The organism is Nocardia sp. BMG111209 (genome assembly GCF_000381925.1).
Classification (GTDB): Bacteria; Actinomycetota; Actinomycetes; order Mycobacteriales; family Mycobacteriaceae; genus Nocardia.
Genome location: NZ_KB907307.1, coordinates 2,705,628 through 2,721,558 on the forward strand (window position 1 = coordinate 2,705,628; position 15,931 = coordinate 2,721,558).

Genomic DNA, 15,931 nt, shown 5'->3' on the forward strand with positions numbered 1-15,931 from the left:
GAACGGCTCGCCGTCGAAATCGAGGGCGTCCAGTTGTGTCGTCATCGGATCTCCTCTCCACGCGTCGACGGTCGTCATCAGCGCTGTTCCCGCAGACGCACGGCCTCGGCGAACTTCTCGGTCATCTCCGGCGTCGCGACCACGAAGAGATCGGTGTAGCGCTGCAACACCCGGCCGTCCGGATCGCACGCGGTGACCGTCACCGTCACCGCTTTCCCGGTCGCGTCGACGCGCAGGTCGTCGACCACGACCACGAACGGGCTGCTCGACGGCAGTGCGTCGAAGTACTCGACCCGGCCGATGGCCAGCGGCAGGCAGCCCGAGTTCATGAACCACACGCCGAGCAGCGCACCCGCCTGGATCACCACATCGGAGAGCACCGGGCTGTGCAGGGCGCCGGCGTAATTGCCCTCGGCGATCGGCGTATCGGCCAGTTCGCATTCCACGACCAGGCGCCGATCCGCCCGCTCCAGGATCCGCCGGACCCCTTGCAGCAGCGGCCCGTGGAACAGGAACGCGTCACGGTAGACGTCGAGCCCGTTTTCCGGGCCCTCGCCGATCGGGTAACCCGGCCATCCCGATACCACCGGAGCCTGCGCCGGTGCGGGAGCGAGGACGAAGGTGCCCGCGAAATGTGCCGGGGCGAAGGTCTTTCCGGGTTCGACGCTCGTGATCCGGGCCTTCACCGTCAGGTGATCGCCGGTCACCTCGCCCGCCTGCACCTCGAGCCGGCAGTCGCGCTCACCGGGCCCGTCGTAGACGATGCCCTTGAGCACCTCGAAGCCGGAGCATTCGATCACGCGCAGACCGGGATTGGCCCGCTCCAGCGTGTTGATCGTCCACCCCAGCCCGGCGGCCGTCGGGAACACCGGGAACTGCCCGACCCGATGATCGAGGATCACCGGATCCGCCGCGAGCGGCGCCAGATCGCGATGGGTGGCGAACGCACGGCCGGCGGTGACCTGTGCGGCCACGGCGAGCGGGGCCGCCGGGCCGATCAGCACCGCCACGTCGCCGGCGCGGCCGGTCGTGAACTGCTCGGCGAACATCCGGGCCCCGGCGTCCATACCCAGCAGCGCAACGCCTCTGGCGAGGAACATCTCCCGTAGTTCCGGCGTGACCATGCCGCCGTCCCAGGCGCCCCAGTTGACCGCGGTGACATGTCCGGCGAAGCCGTGCTGCCGCCAGCTCATCGCCGCCCGGTTGAGCGCCTCGTTGGCGACCGCGTAGTCGGCCTGGCCCGGGTTGCCGTAAACGCCTGCCACCGAACCGAAGACGATCACGTGCCGTAGCGGTGCGTCCGGCAGCGCGCCGACGACATTGTGCAGCCCGTCGAGTTTGGTCGCGAGCACCGCGCGGATATCGCCGGCGGACTTGGCGGGCAGCAGGGCGTCGGCGAGCGCACCGGCCCCGTGCACGATCCCGGTGACGCGCCCGGCATCCGCCGCGAGCGCCTGCCGGGTGGCCTCGGGATCGGTGATGTCCACCGCGAGGTAGCGCACCCGGGCCCCGGTCGCGGCGACCGCCGCGACGGTCGCCCGGATCTCGCGCTGCGCCAGCTGATTACGGGCCATCCGGTCGACCTGCTTGGGGGTCGGCTGCTCCCCCGCGGCACGTACGGCCGCGATCGCGGCCGACTTGAGCGCACCGTCCTCGACGCCTGCGGCCCATTCCGGCTCGTCCTCGAGATCGGTGCGGCCGAGCAACAGGAACTCGCAGGCCTGCCGGCTCGCCAATTCGCGGACGCACCAAGCGGTCACACCGCGAGCGCCACCGGTGACGACCAGTACGTCGTCGGCGGTGACGGTGAGATCCGAACCGGTGTCCGATGTTTCGACCGGAACCAGGCGCAGCGTCGAACGGTTGCGGTAGGCGTCGACCGCGACCTCGCGGGCGTCGACCGCCGCATCGTCGAGTTCGGCCAGCACGGTGTCGATCAGCGCCTCGCCGGTCAGTTCCGGTGCGAGATCCAGTGCGCGGCAGAACAATCCCGGCGCCTCCTGGGCGAGGGTCTTGACCACTCCGCCGACGCCGCCGACCAGTGCCGCGGCGGCGGGACGGTCGCCGCGGTGGCCGAGCGCACCGTCGATCCGGGTGACGGTGACGAAGGCCGCGCGGGTGCCGGCCTCGGCCGTCGCCACGAGCCGATCGTGGACCAGCTTGGCGCTGAGCACGCTGTCGGCCAGCGCGCGTGCGCTTCCCGGCCACTGCCCGTCGGCGGGGAGCACGGTCAGGCAGAGGTCGAGCCGGTCCGTGGTCGCCAGGGCCGTGGTGAGTGCCGTGGTCAGCGTCTCACCGTCCCAGCCGATGACTCCCGAATCCGTCTCGGCCGCAACGGTTGCCGTGCGAACGGTCCACCCGTTGCCGGTGAGCGCCCCGGCGAGCACCCCCGCAGTCTCGTCGCCGTGGTCGACGATCAGCGCGACCCGGTCGGCGGCGTAGGGGTTCTCGGCGCGGTCGACTCCGGGGAGCTGAACCGGCTCGATGCGCAACCGGACGGGATCGGCCGCGGTGTCGTCGGCCCCGGCCTGTTCGGCGTCGACGGATTCGGTTGCGGCCGAAGCATTTCCGGCCGCGCCGGGTGCCGCGTCGCCCGCGACGAAGCCGACGATGTCGTTCAGCGTCCGCAATTCGGCGACCTGTTCGGGACCGACGGCGGGCACACCGTCGACGCGCTCACCGAGCGCACCCATGATCTGCACCCGCTTGATCGAATCCACACCCAGATCCGCTTCCAGATCCATGGACAGCGCAAGCATTTCCGGCGGGTAGCCCGTCTTCTCCGAGACGACCTCCACCAGCACCGACCACACCGCGTCGGCACCCGCCGCAGCGGTCGATCCGGCGGGAGTCCCGCTCGGGGCACCGGCCGCGCCGGCGACGAAGCCGACGATGTCGTTCAGCGTCCGCAGCTCGGCGACCTGTTCCGGTCCGACCACGGGCACACCCTCGACGCGCTCACCGAGCGCACCCATGATCTGCACCCGCTTGATCGAATCCACACCGAGGTCCGCCTCGAGATCCATCGACAGCGCAAGCATTTCCGGCGGATAACCGGTCTTCTCCGACACCACATCCACCAGCACCGACCACACCGCGTCCGGGCCCACCGCGGCGGTGCCGCCGGTCGGCGCACCCGCGGCGGTGGCGACGAAGCCGACGATGTCGTTCAGCGTCCGCAGTTCCGCGACCTGCTCGGGACCGACCGTGGGCACACCCTCGACGCGCTCGCCGAGTGCACCCATGATCTGCACCCGCTTGATCGAGTCCACACCCAGATCCGCTTCCAGATCCATCGACAGCGCAAGCATTTCCGGCGGATAGCCCGTCTTCTCCGACACCACGTCCACCAGCACCGACCACACCGCATCGGTGTCCAGGGTCGCGGTAGCCGCCCCGGCCGGAGCGGCGCCTGCGGCGTCGGCGACGAAGCCCACGATGTCGTTCAGGGTGCGCAGCTCCGAGACCTGTTCCGGTCCGACCGTGGGCACACCTTCGACACGTTCACCGAGCGCACCCATGATCTGCACCCGCTTGATCGAGTCCACACCCAGATCCGCTTCCAGATCCATGGACAGCGCAAGCATTTCCGGCGGATAACCGGTCTTCTCGGACACCACGTCCACCAGCACCGACCACACCGCATCGGTGTCCAGGGCCGCGGCTCCGTTCACCGGCGGCTGTGCGACCGGAGCGGGCGAAGCCACCGGCTGCGGTGCCGGAATCGTCTGCGGAGCAATCGTTTCCGTCCGATCGACCGGCGCATCTGCGCGGTGCCCGGCCGGGCTCTCGGACAGCGCGGTCGGCAGCGCAGGCACACCGTGCCCGTTGCCGTGCCCGTTCCCGTTCCCGTTGCCGTTCCCGTTTCCGGCGGGCAGATCGGTGTGGAAACCGTTCGTGCCGTGCGGCTGCGGGGCCGGCGGGATCGGCGGCGCGAAAGCCGAAGCGTCACCACCGAATTCGAGCTCGGTCAGCGACGCGAGGATCTCGTTGACCCGCGTGTGCGTCTGCCCGATGGCCAGGCTCTGTTCCTTGATGGCATCGACGGTGGCGAACAGCCGATCGTCGGTGTCGCCGGTGCGCTGCGCCTCGCGCAGCACCGAAACCAGCCCTTCGGCGACCTCGAGCTGTCCCTCCGTGTACCGGCTGTGGATCGCGAGGTGCTGCTGGGTGACCACGTCCAGCCCCGGACCGGCGTACACCGGTTCCGGCACACTGTCCGCTTCGTACCGATCGAGCCCGGCGACCGCGTGCTGAACCGGCACGGCGACGGCATGCTGAGCGGGCACGGCATCCGCGTACTGCCCGAACACCGCATCCGCATGCTGCCCGGCCACCGCGACCGGCTCCGGCGCAGGCGCGGAAACCGTTGCGGGCCGCAGCGATTCGGCGAGCACCGTGGCCGTCTCCGCCGCCTCGGCCGCGGCGGACGATACCGCCTCCAGCACGACCGGCTCCCCGATCGCGGTGCGGAAGCGCTCCCGGCGGGAGTCCGGCACGAAGTCACGCCCGGTCAGCTCGACCACCATCCCCTCCGCGGGGGCCTCGCTGAACGCCGGCGCGTCGTGCCGGTGCACATCGACGATCGGCGCGCCGAGCACCGCCAGCTGCAACGCGGCCTTCTTCAGCGCCACATCGCCGTCCCCGGTCGGCCCCTGATCGGTGGCGATCGCGACCACATCGGCGCCGAGGGTGCGCCGCACGAACTGGGTCAGCGTGCCCTTCGGCCCGAACTCGACGAAGACGTTGCAGCCGTCGGCCCGCATGGCCTCCAGGCCGTGCACGAACTCCACGGACCGCAGCAGCTGATCGGTCAGCGCGCGGCGGTTCACCTCGACGTCCGAGTTGTACTCGGCACCTTCGGAATTCGCGTAGACCCGATGCTTCGGCGCCCGAATGTCGATCTCCGCCACGGCCGCCCGGAACGGCTCGACCGCGTGCGCGACGAAGGAGGTGTGGAAGGCCCCGGCCACCGGCAGCTCCCGGACGGTCAGCCCGCGCGCGCGGCAGTCGGTGACGAGGGCGGCCACGGCATCGGTCCCGCCGCCGACCACGACCTGTTCCGGCGCATTGTGATTGCAGACGCTCACCTCCGGGTGCGCGCCGAGGATCTCGGTCACCTGTTCGCGGGTGGCCTGCACCGCGGCCATCGTGCCGGGATCGGCCGCGTCGACGGCCATCGCCGCGCCGCGCGCCTTGGCGAGGGTGAAGAAATCGCCCGCGTCCAGGGAACCGGCCGCCCACAGCGCGGTCAGCTCACCGAAGCTGTGGCCCATGTACCCGGCGCATTCCAGGCCGCGCTCGGCCAGGAACCGGAACTGGCCCACCGACAGCGCGCCGATCGCCGGCTGCGCGTATTCGGTGCGCCGCAACATGTTCTCCTGCGCGTTGCGCACCTCCGGGTCGAACACCGGCGGCGGGAACACCACCGCGGCCGGGGGCCGGACCGCATCGGTGAAGACCGCGTTGGCCTCGTCGAAGGCGGTGGCGACGGTGGGGTTGTTCAGCACGGCGGCCAGGCCCATGTCCACGTACTGGCTGCCCTGGCCGGCGAACAGCGCGCCCACCTTGAGGTCCGGGAGGGCCCGGCGGCGGAAGAAGACGCCCTTGGGATGCGACCAGTCCTCGGCATCGCCGGTGCGGGCCAGTTCGGCGGCGGCCAGCTCGCGCAGCGCCGTCGCCTCCTGCGCGTCCCGCGCCACGAATCCGACGCGGGCATGGTCGGCCGGAATCCCGTTGTCCCCGTTCGGTTCCGCGCCGGAGCCGAGCAGGTTCGCCAGTTCGGCTCCGGTGGCGGCGTGCCACAGGTGCACGCGCGCGGTGCGGTGCATCGTGCGCAGCTGCTCACGGCCGGGGGTGATCTCCTCCAGCACCGCGTGGAAGTTGGTGCCGCCGAAGCCCATCGCCGAGGCCGCGGCGCGGCGCTGCGGCCGCCGCGGGTCGCGGATCCACGGCCGAGTCCGCGTGTTGACGTAGAGCGGCGAGGTGTCGTCGAGCGCGTTGTTCGGCTTGGTGACGTTGATCGTCGGCGGAAGTACCTTGTGGTGCAACGCGAGTGCGAGTTTCATCAGGCTGGCCGCGCCCGCGGCGCCCTTGGTGTGCCCGATCTGGGACTTCACGCTGCCGATGGCCGCGTAGCCGGTCTCGTCGGTCTCCGCGCGCAGCACCGCGTTCAGGGCGGTGAGCTCGGTCTGGTCGCCGACCCGGGTGCCGGTGGCGTGCGCCTCGAACAGCCCGATCGAGGCGGGCGAGCAGTCCGCGTCCTGGTAGGCGCGGCGCAACGCGGCCTGCTGGCCCTCGGCGCGCGGCGCGTAGATGCTCTTGAACCGTCCGTCGCTGGAGGAGCCGATCCCGCGGATCACCGCGTACACCCGGTCGCCGTCGCGCTCGGCATCCGCGAGCCGCTTGAGCGCGAGCATGCCGATGCCCTCGCCGACCAGCGTGCCGTCGGCACTGTCGTCGAGGGGTTTGATGGTGCCGGAGCGGGACAGCGCCCCGACCTTGCTGAAGCACATGTAACCGAAGATCGAGTTCTCGGTGTCGCAGCCACCGGTGATCATCAGATCGGCCCGGCCGGAGACCAGTTCACCGATCGCCATGTGCACCGCCGACAGCGAACTCGCGCAGGCGGCGTCGACCGTGCAGTTCATCCCGCCGAGGTCGAGGCGGTTGGCGACGCGGCCGGCGATCACGTTGCCCAGCAGGCCCGGGAACGAGTTCTCCTCCCACGGCGCGAAGGCCTCGACGTACCGCTGCGCGATCTGCTCGGCGTCGGCGGCGGTCAGCCCGCAGCTGCGCACGACCTCCTTGAGCACCGGGGTCGACAGCCGGGCGGCCAGCGGGTGCGACAACGTGGTCGGCCCCGCCACACCCAGCACGACGCCGGTGCGTTCCGGCCGGTACCACTGCGATCCGGTGGCACCGGCGTCGGCCAGCACATTGCGCGCGACGACCAGGCTCAGCAGCTGCACGACCGTGGTGACCTCGAGCTGATTCGGCGGCAGCCCGAACTCGGTGACGCTGAACGGCGTCTCCGGCACGAAACCGCCACGCCGGCAATAGGTCTTGTCCGGCGCGGTCGGATCCTCGTCGTAGTAGTCGTCGAGATTCCAGCGCGACGGCGGAACATCGGACATGCAGTCGGCCGCGTCGACGACGTTCTGCCAGAAATCCCGGAAGTTCCGCGCCATCGGGAACAGGCCGCTCATTCCGACGATCGCGATCGGATTGTCGGCCAGGCGCCACGCGTTCGGCGGCTCGTTCCGTAGTGGGTTCTGGTCGTTCATGTGCTACCTCTGTCTGGAGCTGCCGATCCGGGCAATGCGAGAATGTCTGCTCTGATCGCCGTTGATCAGCGAGGATGTTCTGATCTATCGGGTCTGTGTGACGCGCACCGTGCGGACCTCGTCGATGAGGTCGGCCAGTGCGGTACCGATGAGCTGATGCCCGGCGGGGCTCGGATGCATTCCGTCCGGGCACCACATGACGGGATCCGCGCAGATGGGCGCGTTCACCAGGTCGAGGCAGACGAGATCGAACTCGTCGACGAGTGTGTCGAGATAGTCGTTCGCCTCGGCGAATCGCGCGCGCAGCACGGCCCGGAACGACTCCGGCAGGCCGGGGAGTTTGTCCGGGATGTTCGGCCAGTTCGTCGTGAACACCAGGCGTCCCGGGCTCACCAGGCTCGCGTAGATGTGCCGGAGGTTGCGGCGGAATCGCTCGGGTTCGTAGCTGGTGACCAGGTCGTTCCCGCCGACGATCACACCCGTCAGCGGCGCGGGATTCGCCAGCGCCACCGGTAATTGCCGATCCACCACATCCTGCGTCGTGGCGCCGAAGGATCCGAGGTTCAGGGTCGCACCGGAAATACCGAGAATCGTCGCGATCTGCACCACGAATCCGGCGAAGGAGCCGTCGGCGCGCACCATGCCGCCGCGGCCCTCCGCACAACTGTCCCCGACTACCGTCAGATTGTTTTCCGACATCGGATTCCGCCGGCTACGCCGACGCTCCGGTGCCGAGGAGTTTCCCGATCCGCTCCGGCGCGAAGAACTCCTCGCCGGTCATTCCGCCGCCGATCATCGCGAAGAAATCCTTGGCCGCGATATCGTTCGAGCCGAGCGCCTGGAAAACTGCCAGCAATTGCGGGGTGAGCTCCAGCGTGGAGATCGAGGTGGTGAATTCGAAGCCCGAGTGCGACTTCTCGTCCCGGATCCGCTGATATTCCGCCAGCGCCTCGTCCATCGGGCGGCCGGACAGGCCCTCGTGCACGCGGTCGGCGAGCAGGTCCGCGTATTCGAACGCGTCCGAGATGCCCAGTCCGGTCAGCGGATCCTTGTGGTAGCCCGCGTCGCCCACCAGGGCCCAGCCGTCGCCGTGCGATTGCCGGTAGTAGTTGTCCGGGTAGCGCATCGGCTGGAAACGGCTCTCGCGCTTGCCGTGGGTGGTCAGCTCCTCGGCGAACTCGGGCACGATATCGCGCGCGATGCCGAGGAAATTACCCTCCACATCGGCACGGAAGTCCTGGTAGGCGTCCAGCTTCCGCATCACGGCGACCAGCGTCAGGTCGTCGTGGGTGGGCCAGATGCCGATCTGCTGCCGATCGCCGATGCGGCTGTGGAAATCCGTCCGCAGGCCGCTGTAATAGGTGTAGTAGACGAAGCATTCGGCCGGCACCCGGGTGTAGAACTCGGCCTCGACCGCGTTCGCGACGAACGAGTTGGTGCCGTCGGCCCCGATCACGATGCGGGCCCGCTCCTCCCGGATCTCGCCGCCGGCCTCGGAACCGCGGATGCCCACCACCCGGCCGTCCTCGATGATCAGCTCGTGCACGGTGTAGCCCTCGCGCACCTCGGCGCCGGCCGCGCGCGCACCCTCGACCAGGATCGGGTCGAGGACGGTCCGCCGGGGCGCGTAGGTGGCGTCGATCCCGCCGATGGAGTCCGCGAAGCCCGCGATCACGATGTCCCGGTAGGACACCGTCATATGCTTGATCGCCGGCATACCCGTGGCGACCAGCTTGTCGAGCAGGCCCCAGGCGGACAGCTTGGCCAGGCCGCGTTGCTGGATGTAGTGGGTCGAGACGGTGTCGCTGGGGAATGTCGCGCGGTCCACCACCAGAACCCGGTGACCCCGCCTCGCCAGCAGCATCCCGACCGGTGAACCAGCGCAGCGCGCGCCTACCACGATCGCGTCATACATCCGGGCGCCTCCTAGGAAATCAATCACTTGTGCGGTCGATCGCTGTGAAGTGCCGTGAGCCGGAAACCGAGAGATGACCGGCAACCACGCCGATATCGAGTATATTGACGCGATCGCCCGGATCGACACCCGCAATTCTGAAATCCGATCGGGCGACGATCACAGGCTATGGCAAAGTATTCGTAAACTCGTTGTGCGGCCGAATGTTCGAGTTCAGCCACCGTTCATCGCGGGGTACAACCGGCGTGCGGTAATCAATACATGCCGACAGGAAATGAACCGGCCTCGAAAATCGCCGCAGCGCAGGCTCGGCTGGTGGAGATGGCCGGCACGGAAATACCTGATTACGAACAGATCCGCCGGACGGTCGACACGCTCGTGCCGTTCGTCAATCTCGCGGGGATACGCATGACGGAATTGGGCCCGGACTCGGCGGTGGCCGAGATACCGGCGGAGCCGGACAAGCTGAACCACCTCGGCACGGTGCACGCGGGGGCGCTGTTCCTCGCCGCCGAGGTCGCCTGCGCCGGTGCGTTCTCCGGCGCCTTCGCACCCCGGATCCTGCAGTTGCGGACCTTCGTGCTCCGCGACACCCGGGCCACCTTCCTCCGCGCGGCGCGCGGGCGGATCCGCGCCCACGGCACCGTCTCCTCCCCGGCCCTGGCCGACATCGTCGGGCGCGGGACCGAGGAGCAGTTCGACCTCACCGGCAAGGCCCTGCTGCGTGACGATTCCGGCGCGCTCGTCGCGAAGGTGGACCTGCAGTACTTCTGCTGGCTGGCCGCCGCATAGCGATCAGCTCCGATAGAGGGCTTCGACGACGGCGTCGAAGTCCTCCTCGATCGCCTTGCGCCGCAACCGCAGCGACGCGGTCATATGGCCCTGCTCGACGGAGAAGTCCGCGGGCAGGATCGCGAACCGGCGGATCGACTCCGCGCGCGAGACCAGCAGATTCGCCTCGTCGACGGCCGTACCGATCTCGGCCACCAGGCGCGGATCCTCGGTCGGCACACCGCCGGTCGCGTCGACCCCGTGGTCCGCGGCCCACCGGGTCAGCACCGCCGGATCCAGGGTGATCAGCGCGGTCACGTACGAACGCCCCTCGCCGACGACCATGCAGTTGCTGACCAGCGGATGCAGGCGGACCCGATCCTCGAGCGGCGCGGGCGCCACGTTCTTACCGCCGCTGGTGACGATGATCTCCTTGCGCCGGCCGGTGATGAAGAGGAATCCGTCCTCGTCGAGACGGCCCAGGTCACCGGTCGGCAGCCAGTCGGTGGCCTCGTGCCCGCCGTCGGGCCAGTAGCCGGGGAAGACCTGGTCGCCGCGGACGAGGATCTCCCCGTCGCCGGCGATCGCGATGGTCGTACCGGGCACCGGCCGGCCGACCGCGCCGGGCCGGTTGGCCTTCGGAGCGCTCATGCTGACCGTCGAGGACGCCTCGGTCAGGCCGTACGCGCCGATGATCTCCACGCCGAGACCCGTGAAGAAGTCCGCGGTCGACGGTTCCAGTGAGGCGCCACCGGCGATCACGTATTCGAGCCGGCCACCCAGCATGCCGCGCAACCGCCGGTACCACTGCTCGTCGACGGCCGCCGTACTCGCCTCGCCGTGCCGGTCGGCGTGACCGGTGGCGATCACCGCCGCCTCCACCGCCGCATAGTCGGCGCCGCCGAACGCCTGCCGCGCGCCCTTGCGGATCTTCTCCAGCACGTACGGGACGCCGATCAGGAACGTCGGCCGGAATTCCGGGAGCAGACCGGGCAATTGCGCGGGGGCGGCGACCAGACCGGTACGGACCCCGGCCCACACGCAGCCGAACAGCGCCACCCGCCCGTACACGTGCGCGAGCGGCAGGAACATCAGCGTCGACGCGGGATCGTCGGGGCTGCGCCGGAACACCGTGTGCAGCAACTCGACCACATTGGCCGCGGCGGCGAAGATGTTGCGGTGGGTCAGCATGCAGCCCTTGGGCATTCCCGTGGTGCCGCTGGTGTAGACGATGGTGGCGATATCGTCGGCCCGTACCGCGAGCCGCCGCCGCGTGACCTCGTCGTCGCCGACCGCGTGGCCCGCCGCGGCGAGTTCCTCGAACGACCCGCCGAGCAGCCAGGACCGCCCGGCCACCGCCGCGCCCGCGACCTCGCCGATCAGCTCGCGCTGCGCGGCCGATTCCGTGAAGCACGCGCGGGGACGGGAATCGGCCACGATGTGCCGGATCTGCTCCGCCGAGGAGGTCGGATACACCGGGACGGTCACCGCGCCCAGGCTCAGCACCGCGAAATCCGCCACCGACCACTCGTAACTCGTCGCGCCGAGGATCAGCACCCGGTCACCGGCGCCGATTCCGTTGGCCGCCAAGCCTTTCGCGATCCCCGCCACCAGCCGGGCGAATTCCGCGAAGTCGATGTCGCGGCGGCTCTCGCCGGTCCCGTGACTGAATACGGCGGCGGCGGGCCGGGATTGCGCCCCGTCGTACACCACGTTCGCCAGGTTGTCGGCGTCGGCCATCGTCACCAGCGGCGCCACCCGGTATTCCTGCCGGTTCATCGCGTGCCCCGGGTCAACGGGACCGGGATGTAGGTCGCGCAGCGGGCCGGCAGCCGCACCCCGGCGGCCCGCAACTGGCCGACCCGTGCGGCGAATGCGGTGCCGCGCATGACCTGTAGCGCGATCTCGGCGACGTGCCGATGCCCCGGCGCGGCCAGATAGGTTCCGGCCACCCATTCGTTGAACGCGCCCATCGCCGGGCCGCTCCAGATCTGGTAGTCCGCCGCGCGTTCGGGCGTCGCGGCCATACTCCAGCCCGAGGATCGGCCGAGGTACCAGCGGAAGATCAAGGCCATCCGCCGTTTCGGATTGCCGGTGGCCCGCTCGATCTGCTCCGGATCGCGTTCGCTGAAGTACTGCACGCAGTCGGCCCACACCTCGTCGAACGAGCGCTGCAGGATGCGCTGCTCGAGCTCCGCGCGCTCGGCCGCGGGGATCGCGTCGACGCCGGGGTAGGCGCGGTAGGTGTCGTACAGCCGCCGGGCCCGGCTCGCGAACATGGTGCCGCGCTGCAGGACCTGGACGTCGACGCCCAGTTCGAACATGTCCGAGGACGGCGCCATCACGGTGTCGGCGACCCCGGCCGCGGCCAGCAGCCGCTTCGCCGCATCGGACTGCGCGGCCTCGACCGAGGCGTGGTTGATCGAACCGGTGACCACGTAGGCGGCGCCCATGGTGAACGCCGCCACCGCCGCGGCCGGCGTGCCGATCCCGCCGGCGGCGCCGACCCGGACCTGCTGGGCGTACCCGCATTCGCGCCGGATCCGGTCGCGCAGCGCGAGCAGCGACGGCAGCAGCACCACCAGCGGGCGGCGGTCGGTGTGCCCGCCGGAATCCGCCTCGCCGGTGATGTCGTCGGCCATCGGGATCGCCGCGGCCAGTTCGGCCTGCTCGGCGGTGATCTCACCGGATTCGTACAGGCCGCGCACCAGGCTCGGCGGCGCCGGCCGCAGGAACAGCTCCGCGACCTCGCCGCGGGAAACCTTGGCGATCACCCGGTTACGGGCCACCACCCGGCCGTTCGGGTCGCGCTGCAGGCCGGCGAGCCGGTACCGCACGATGTGCGGCGTCAGATCCATGAAGGCCGATGCCTCGACGCACCGGACCTCGTGCCGCAGGCAGGCGTCCACGATGGACCGCTCCAGCGCGGATTCGCTCGGGCTGTGGATCACGTTGCACGCGAAGGGTTCCCCCGGCACCGCGCGGCGGATGGTGGCCAGCGCCTCGTCGATCCGGGCGGGCAGGACCCCGCCGGCGCCGAAGGACGCCAGGAATCCGGCGCGGGCCATCGCGACCACCAGCCCGGCCGAGGCGATCCCGTTCGCCATCGCCCCGGCGTGGTAGGCGTAGCGCACGCCGTGCGCCTTGCGGAACTCGCTGTCCCCCAATGATTCCGGCCGCAGCGCGGGCACCGAGGCCAGCACCCGGAGGCCGCGCGCCGCCTCCGGATCCGTCGTCACCGCGACGCCACGATCGTCGCGCACCACGAACACCGGCTTGTCCAACACGGACAGCGCCTGATAGATCGACTCGTCGTCCCTGGCCAGTACAGGCGATGCAATGGGGATGGTCACGTCACCAAGTCTTCGGCGAATTCGCAGGCAGGGTCAATACGGCGGACCGGGAAAACCATCGTCCGATTCGGTTGCGTGATGGCCGGTTCCGGGTGCGGGCGCCGTTGCCGCGCACGCCGCCGCACCACGCCCGCGAATCGTTCGCGAGCGCGGTGCGCTCTCGTCGTTCCCGGAAACTACTGTGCCGACACCTGTGTCGGCACCGCGTCCGGTCTGGGCAGGCTGTCGAGCGGTTTGGCCGACTCGATACAGCCGAGGAAGGAGCGGACCAGGGGGCGGTTGTCGTCGGCGCGCCACACCGCGCACAGCTCCACGATCGGCACCGGATCGTGCAGCGCGACGGTGACGGTCTGCACGTAACCCGGATTGGCCGAGGCGAATCCGGCGTGCAACGAGGAGGTGAACCCGACCACCGGCTTCACCGAGACCATGATGCCCATGGCATTGGGATCGTCGAGCAGGTGATCGACGCTCAGTTTGATCCCGCTGCGCTCGGCCGCGATGAACAGCGCGTCGTACATCGCGGGACTCTGCTGACGCTCGAACAGGATGCAGGACTGGCTGGCCAGCTCGCTGAACGAGGTCCGGGATCGGCGCGCCCAGCTGTGCCCGCGGCCGACGACGGCCACCAGCGGCACCTGCAGCAGCGGGCGGAACTGGAAACCGGCCGAGGCCGGGCGGCCGTACACCAGGGCGATGTCGAGTTCGCCGTCGGCGAGCGCGGTGAGCTGGGGGCCGGTGCGCTTGTCGACCAGATTCACGTTGACGTTGGGTAGTATGGTGTTCATCCGGGCCAGTGCGGCGGGCAGAATCCGTTGTCCCGCAGGGAAGTTGTAGCCGATCCGGAGTACCCCGGCCCGGCCGAGCGCCACCTCGCGCACCGCCGTCCGGGCTTCTTCGGTCTGGGTGATGATGGTGCGGGCGTGCTCGCGCAGCACCTCGCCGGCCGGGGTCAGGCCGACCTGGTGCGATGTGCGATCGACGAGCCGGACGCCGAGGCTCCGTTCGAGCCGCTGAAGTTGCTGACTGAGAGAGGGTTGAGCCAGGTGCAGTCGTGCCGCGGCACGACCGAAATGCAGTTCTTCCGCAACGGCGAGGAAGGATACCAAGAGTCTAAATTCCATCGTCAGGTCCCGTCCGTGAGGTGAGCTCAGCGTATCCGCTCCGACTAACCGACGGTGAACCCAGTTCGCGATCGGATGGCGTACAGGTATATATCTGCCGTGCGGCACCTGCTGTTCACCGGCCGTGAACCCGGCTCGGACAATTACGATTTCCCGATCGTCGATTGGCCGCGCGAATAGCGCCAGATCAGCGCGTTCTGCCCGCTCCGGAGCACCGGAAAGCGTTTCGGCCCAGTTCATTTGCAGTACACGGATCAATGTTCGACTGACACGGTTCGCTGTTACAACATATTTCGGGCGGCCCGCCCTGTCGAAGGTGAGTTCTCGCATGAGCCGTATCCGGTTGCACGGTGTGACGAAGCAATACGGCGATGTGACGGCGGTCGACGGAATCGACCTGGATATCACCGACGGCGAGTTCCTGGTCCTGCTCGGCCCGAGCGGTTGCGGCAAATCCACACTGCTGCGGATGATCGCGGGCCTGATCGAACCGAGCGCGGGCCGGCTGCTCATCGACGACCGCGACGTCACCGATGTCCCGCCGGGTGACCGCGATCTGGCCATGGTGTTCCAGAGTTACGCGCTGTACCCGCATCTGTCGGTGGCCCGCAACATCGGCTTCCCGCTGCGTGCCCGGCGCCGGTCGCGCGCGGATGTGCAGCGCCGGGTGGACGAGGTGGCGGGCACCCTCGACCTCGCACAGCTGCTGGACCGCAAACCGCGGGAGTTGTCCGGCGGCCAGCGCCAGCGCGTCGCCCTCGGCCGCGCCCTGGTCCGCGATCCCGGCGCGTTCCTGATGGACGAGCCGCTGTCCAATCTGGATGCCCAGCTGCGCACCTCGACCCGCGCGAACCTCTCCGATCTGCATCGGCGGCTCGGCACCACCTTCGTCTACGTCACCCACGACCAGATCGAGGCGCTGACCATGGCCACCCGCGTCGCGGTGCTCAACGGCGGCCGGCTGGAACAGGTCGGGGCACCCGCGGAGGTGTACGACCGGCCGGCCTCGGTCTTCGTCGCCGGATTCCTCGGATCGCCGGCGATGAACCTGGTCGACGCCACGATCGAGACCGTCGACGGCCGGCTGCGGGTCCGCGCGCCCGGAATCGAACTGCCGTTGTGGCCCGGCGAAACCCCCGCGCGCGAGGTCGTGCTCGGGGTCCGGCCCGAAGGCCTGGTCCGCGCCGATGCCGCGACCGCGCCGATCCGTGCCACCGTGCGACTGGTCGAGAACATGGGCCACGAGGAGGTCGCGTACCTGGACGCCGCCGGCACCCGGCTCGCCCTGCGCGGACCCCGGCCGCTGAACCTGGCGCCCGGCGCGAGCGTCGGCCTGAGCATCCCGCTCGGCGCGGTGCACCTGTTCGACGCCGCCACCGGCCGCCGGCTGGCCTGGCGGGACGCCCCGCAGCCGGCCGCGGCCGAAACCGAATCCGAATTCGACACTGCCCCAGCCTAATTGGATCACCCCCGCAAAAAGGA

The 15,931-nt window shown here is 69.8% G+C and carries 8 protein-coding genes; 2 read left to right on the forward strand and 6 right to left on the reverse strand.

The window, feature by feature from the left end:
• Nucleotides 1-77 precede the first annotated feature (77 nt).
• The 3 genes from G361_RS43410 to G361_RS0112510 form a co-directional block, all read right to left on the reverse strand.
• A complete protein-coding gene (locus tag G361_RS43410; RefSeq protein ID WP_019927420.1) occupies nt 78-7,286 on the reverse strand; it encodes a type I polyketide synthase in 7,209 nt (2,402 codons plus the stop codon).
• An 84-nt stretch (nt 7,287-7,370) separates the two neighbouring features.
• Nucleotides 7,371-7,985 carry a GDSL-type esterase/lipase family protein gene (locus tag G361_RS0112505; RefSeq protein WP_019927421.1) on the reverse strand — a complete coding sequence of 205 codons (615 nt, stop codon included), beginning with the start codon at nt 7,983-7,985 and terminating at the stop codon, nt 7,371-7,373.
• A gap of 13 nt (nt 7,986-7,998) precedes the next feature.
• Nucleotides 7,999-9,201, reverse strand: coding sequence for an NAD(P)/FAD-dependent oxidoreductase (locus G361_RS0112510; RefSeq protein WP_019927422.1), 1,203 nt, complete (start codon nt 9,199-9,201; stop codon nt 7,999-8,001).
• A 261-nt stretch (nt 9,202-9,462) separates the two neighbouring features.
• Between G361_RS0112510 and G361_RS0112520 the strand changes: the two genes are divergently transcribed.
• Nucleotides 9,463-9,993 (forward strand): PaaI family thioesterase, encoded by a 531-nt coding sequence (locus tag G361_RS0112520; RefSeq protein WP_081635373.1) that lies wholly within the window; start codon nt 9,463-9,465, stop codon nt 9,991-9,993.
• A gap of 3 nt (nt 9,994-9,996) precedes the next feature.
• Here the strand turns inward: G361_RS0112520 and G361_RS0112525 are convergent, their stop codons facing one another.
• The 3 genes from G361_RS0112525 to G361_RS0112535 all read right to left on the reverse strand — a co-directional run bounded on the left by G361_RS0112525 (nt 9,997) and on the right by G361_RS0112535 (nt 14,449).
• On the reverse strand, nt 9,997-11,751 hold the full coding sequence (locus G361_RS0112525) for a long-chain fatty acid--CoA ligase (RefSeq protein WP_019927425.1): 1,755 nt from the start codon (nt 11,749-11,751) through the stop codon (nt 9,997-9,999).
• On the reverse strand, nt 11,748-13,325 hold the full coding sequence (locus tag G361_RS0112530; RefSeq protein ID WP_019927426.1) for a PfaD family polyunsaturated fatty acid/polyketide biosynthesis protein: 1,578 nt from the start codon (nt 13,323-13,325) through the stop codon (nt 11,748-11,750). The genes G361_RS0112525 and G361_RS0112530 overlap by 4 nt, the downstream gene beginning before the upstream one ends.
• A gap of 176 nt (nt 13,326-13,501) precedes the next feature.
• Nucleotides 13,502-14,449, reverse strand: a complete 948-nt coding sequence (locus tag G361_RS0112535; RefSeq protein WP_026342970.1) for a LysR family transcriptional regulator — start codon at nt 14,447-14,449, stop codon at nt 13,502-13,504.
• Between the two features lie 328 nt (nt 14,450-14,777).
• Here G361_RS0112535 and G361_RS43415 point away from each other — a divergent pair, with 328 nt between their 5' ends.
• Nucleotides 14,778-15,908, forward strand: a complete 1,131-nt coding sequence (locus G361_RS43415) for an ABC transporter ATP-binding protein (RefSeq protein ID WP_019927429.1) — start codon at nt 14,778-14,780, stop codon at nt 15,906-15,908.
• Nucleotides 15,909-15,931: the final 23 nt, after the last annotated feature.

Excerpts from the sequence above, each read along its gene's own strand:
- G361_RS0112505 (WP_019927421.1), bottom strand. The coding sequence starts at position 7,985 with ATGTCGGAAAACAATCTGACGGTAGTCGGGGACAGTTGTGCGGAGGGC.
- G361_RS43410 (WP_019927420.1), bottom strand. The coding sequence starts at position 7,286 with ATGAACGACCAGAACCCACTACGGAACGAGCCGCCGAACGCGTGGCGC.
- G361_RS0112525 (WP_019927425.1), bottom strand. The coding sequence starts at position 11,751 with ATGAACCGGCAGGAATACCGGGTGGCGCCGCTGGTGACGATGGCCGAC.
- G361_RS43415 (WP_019927429.1), top strand. The coding sequence starts at position 14,778 with ATGAGCCGTATCCGGTTGCACGGTGTGACGAAGCAATACGGCGATGTG.
- G361_RS0112535 (WP_026342970.1), bottom strand. The coding sequence starts at position 14,449 with ATGGAATTTAGACTCTTGGTATCCTTCCTCGCCGTTGCGGAAGAACTG.
- G361_RS0112510 (WP_019927422.1), bottom strand. The coding sequence starts at position 9,201 with ATGTATGACGCGATCGTGGTAGGCGCGCGCTGCGCTGGTTCACCGGTC.
- G361_RS0112520 (WP_081635373.1), top strand. The coding sequence starts at position 9,463 with ATGCCGACAGGAAATGAACCGGCCTCGAAAATCGCCGCAGCGCAGGCT.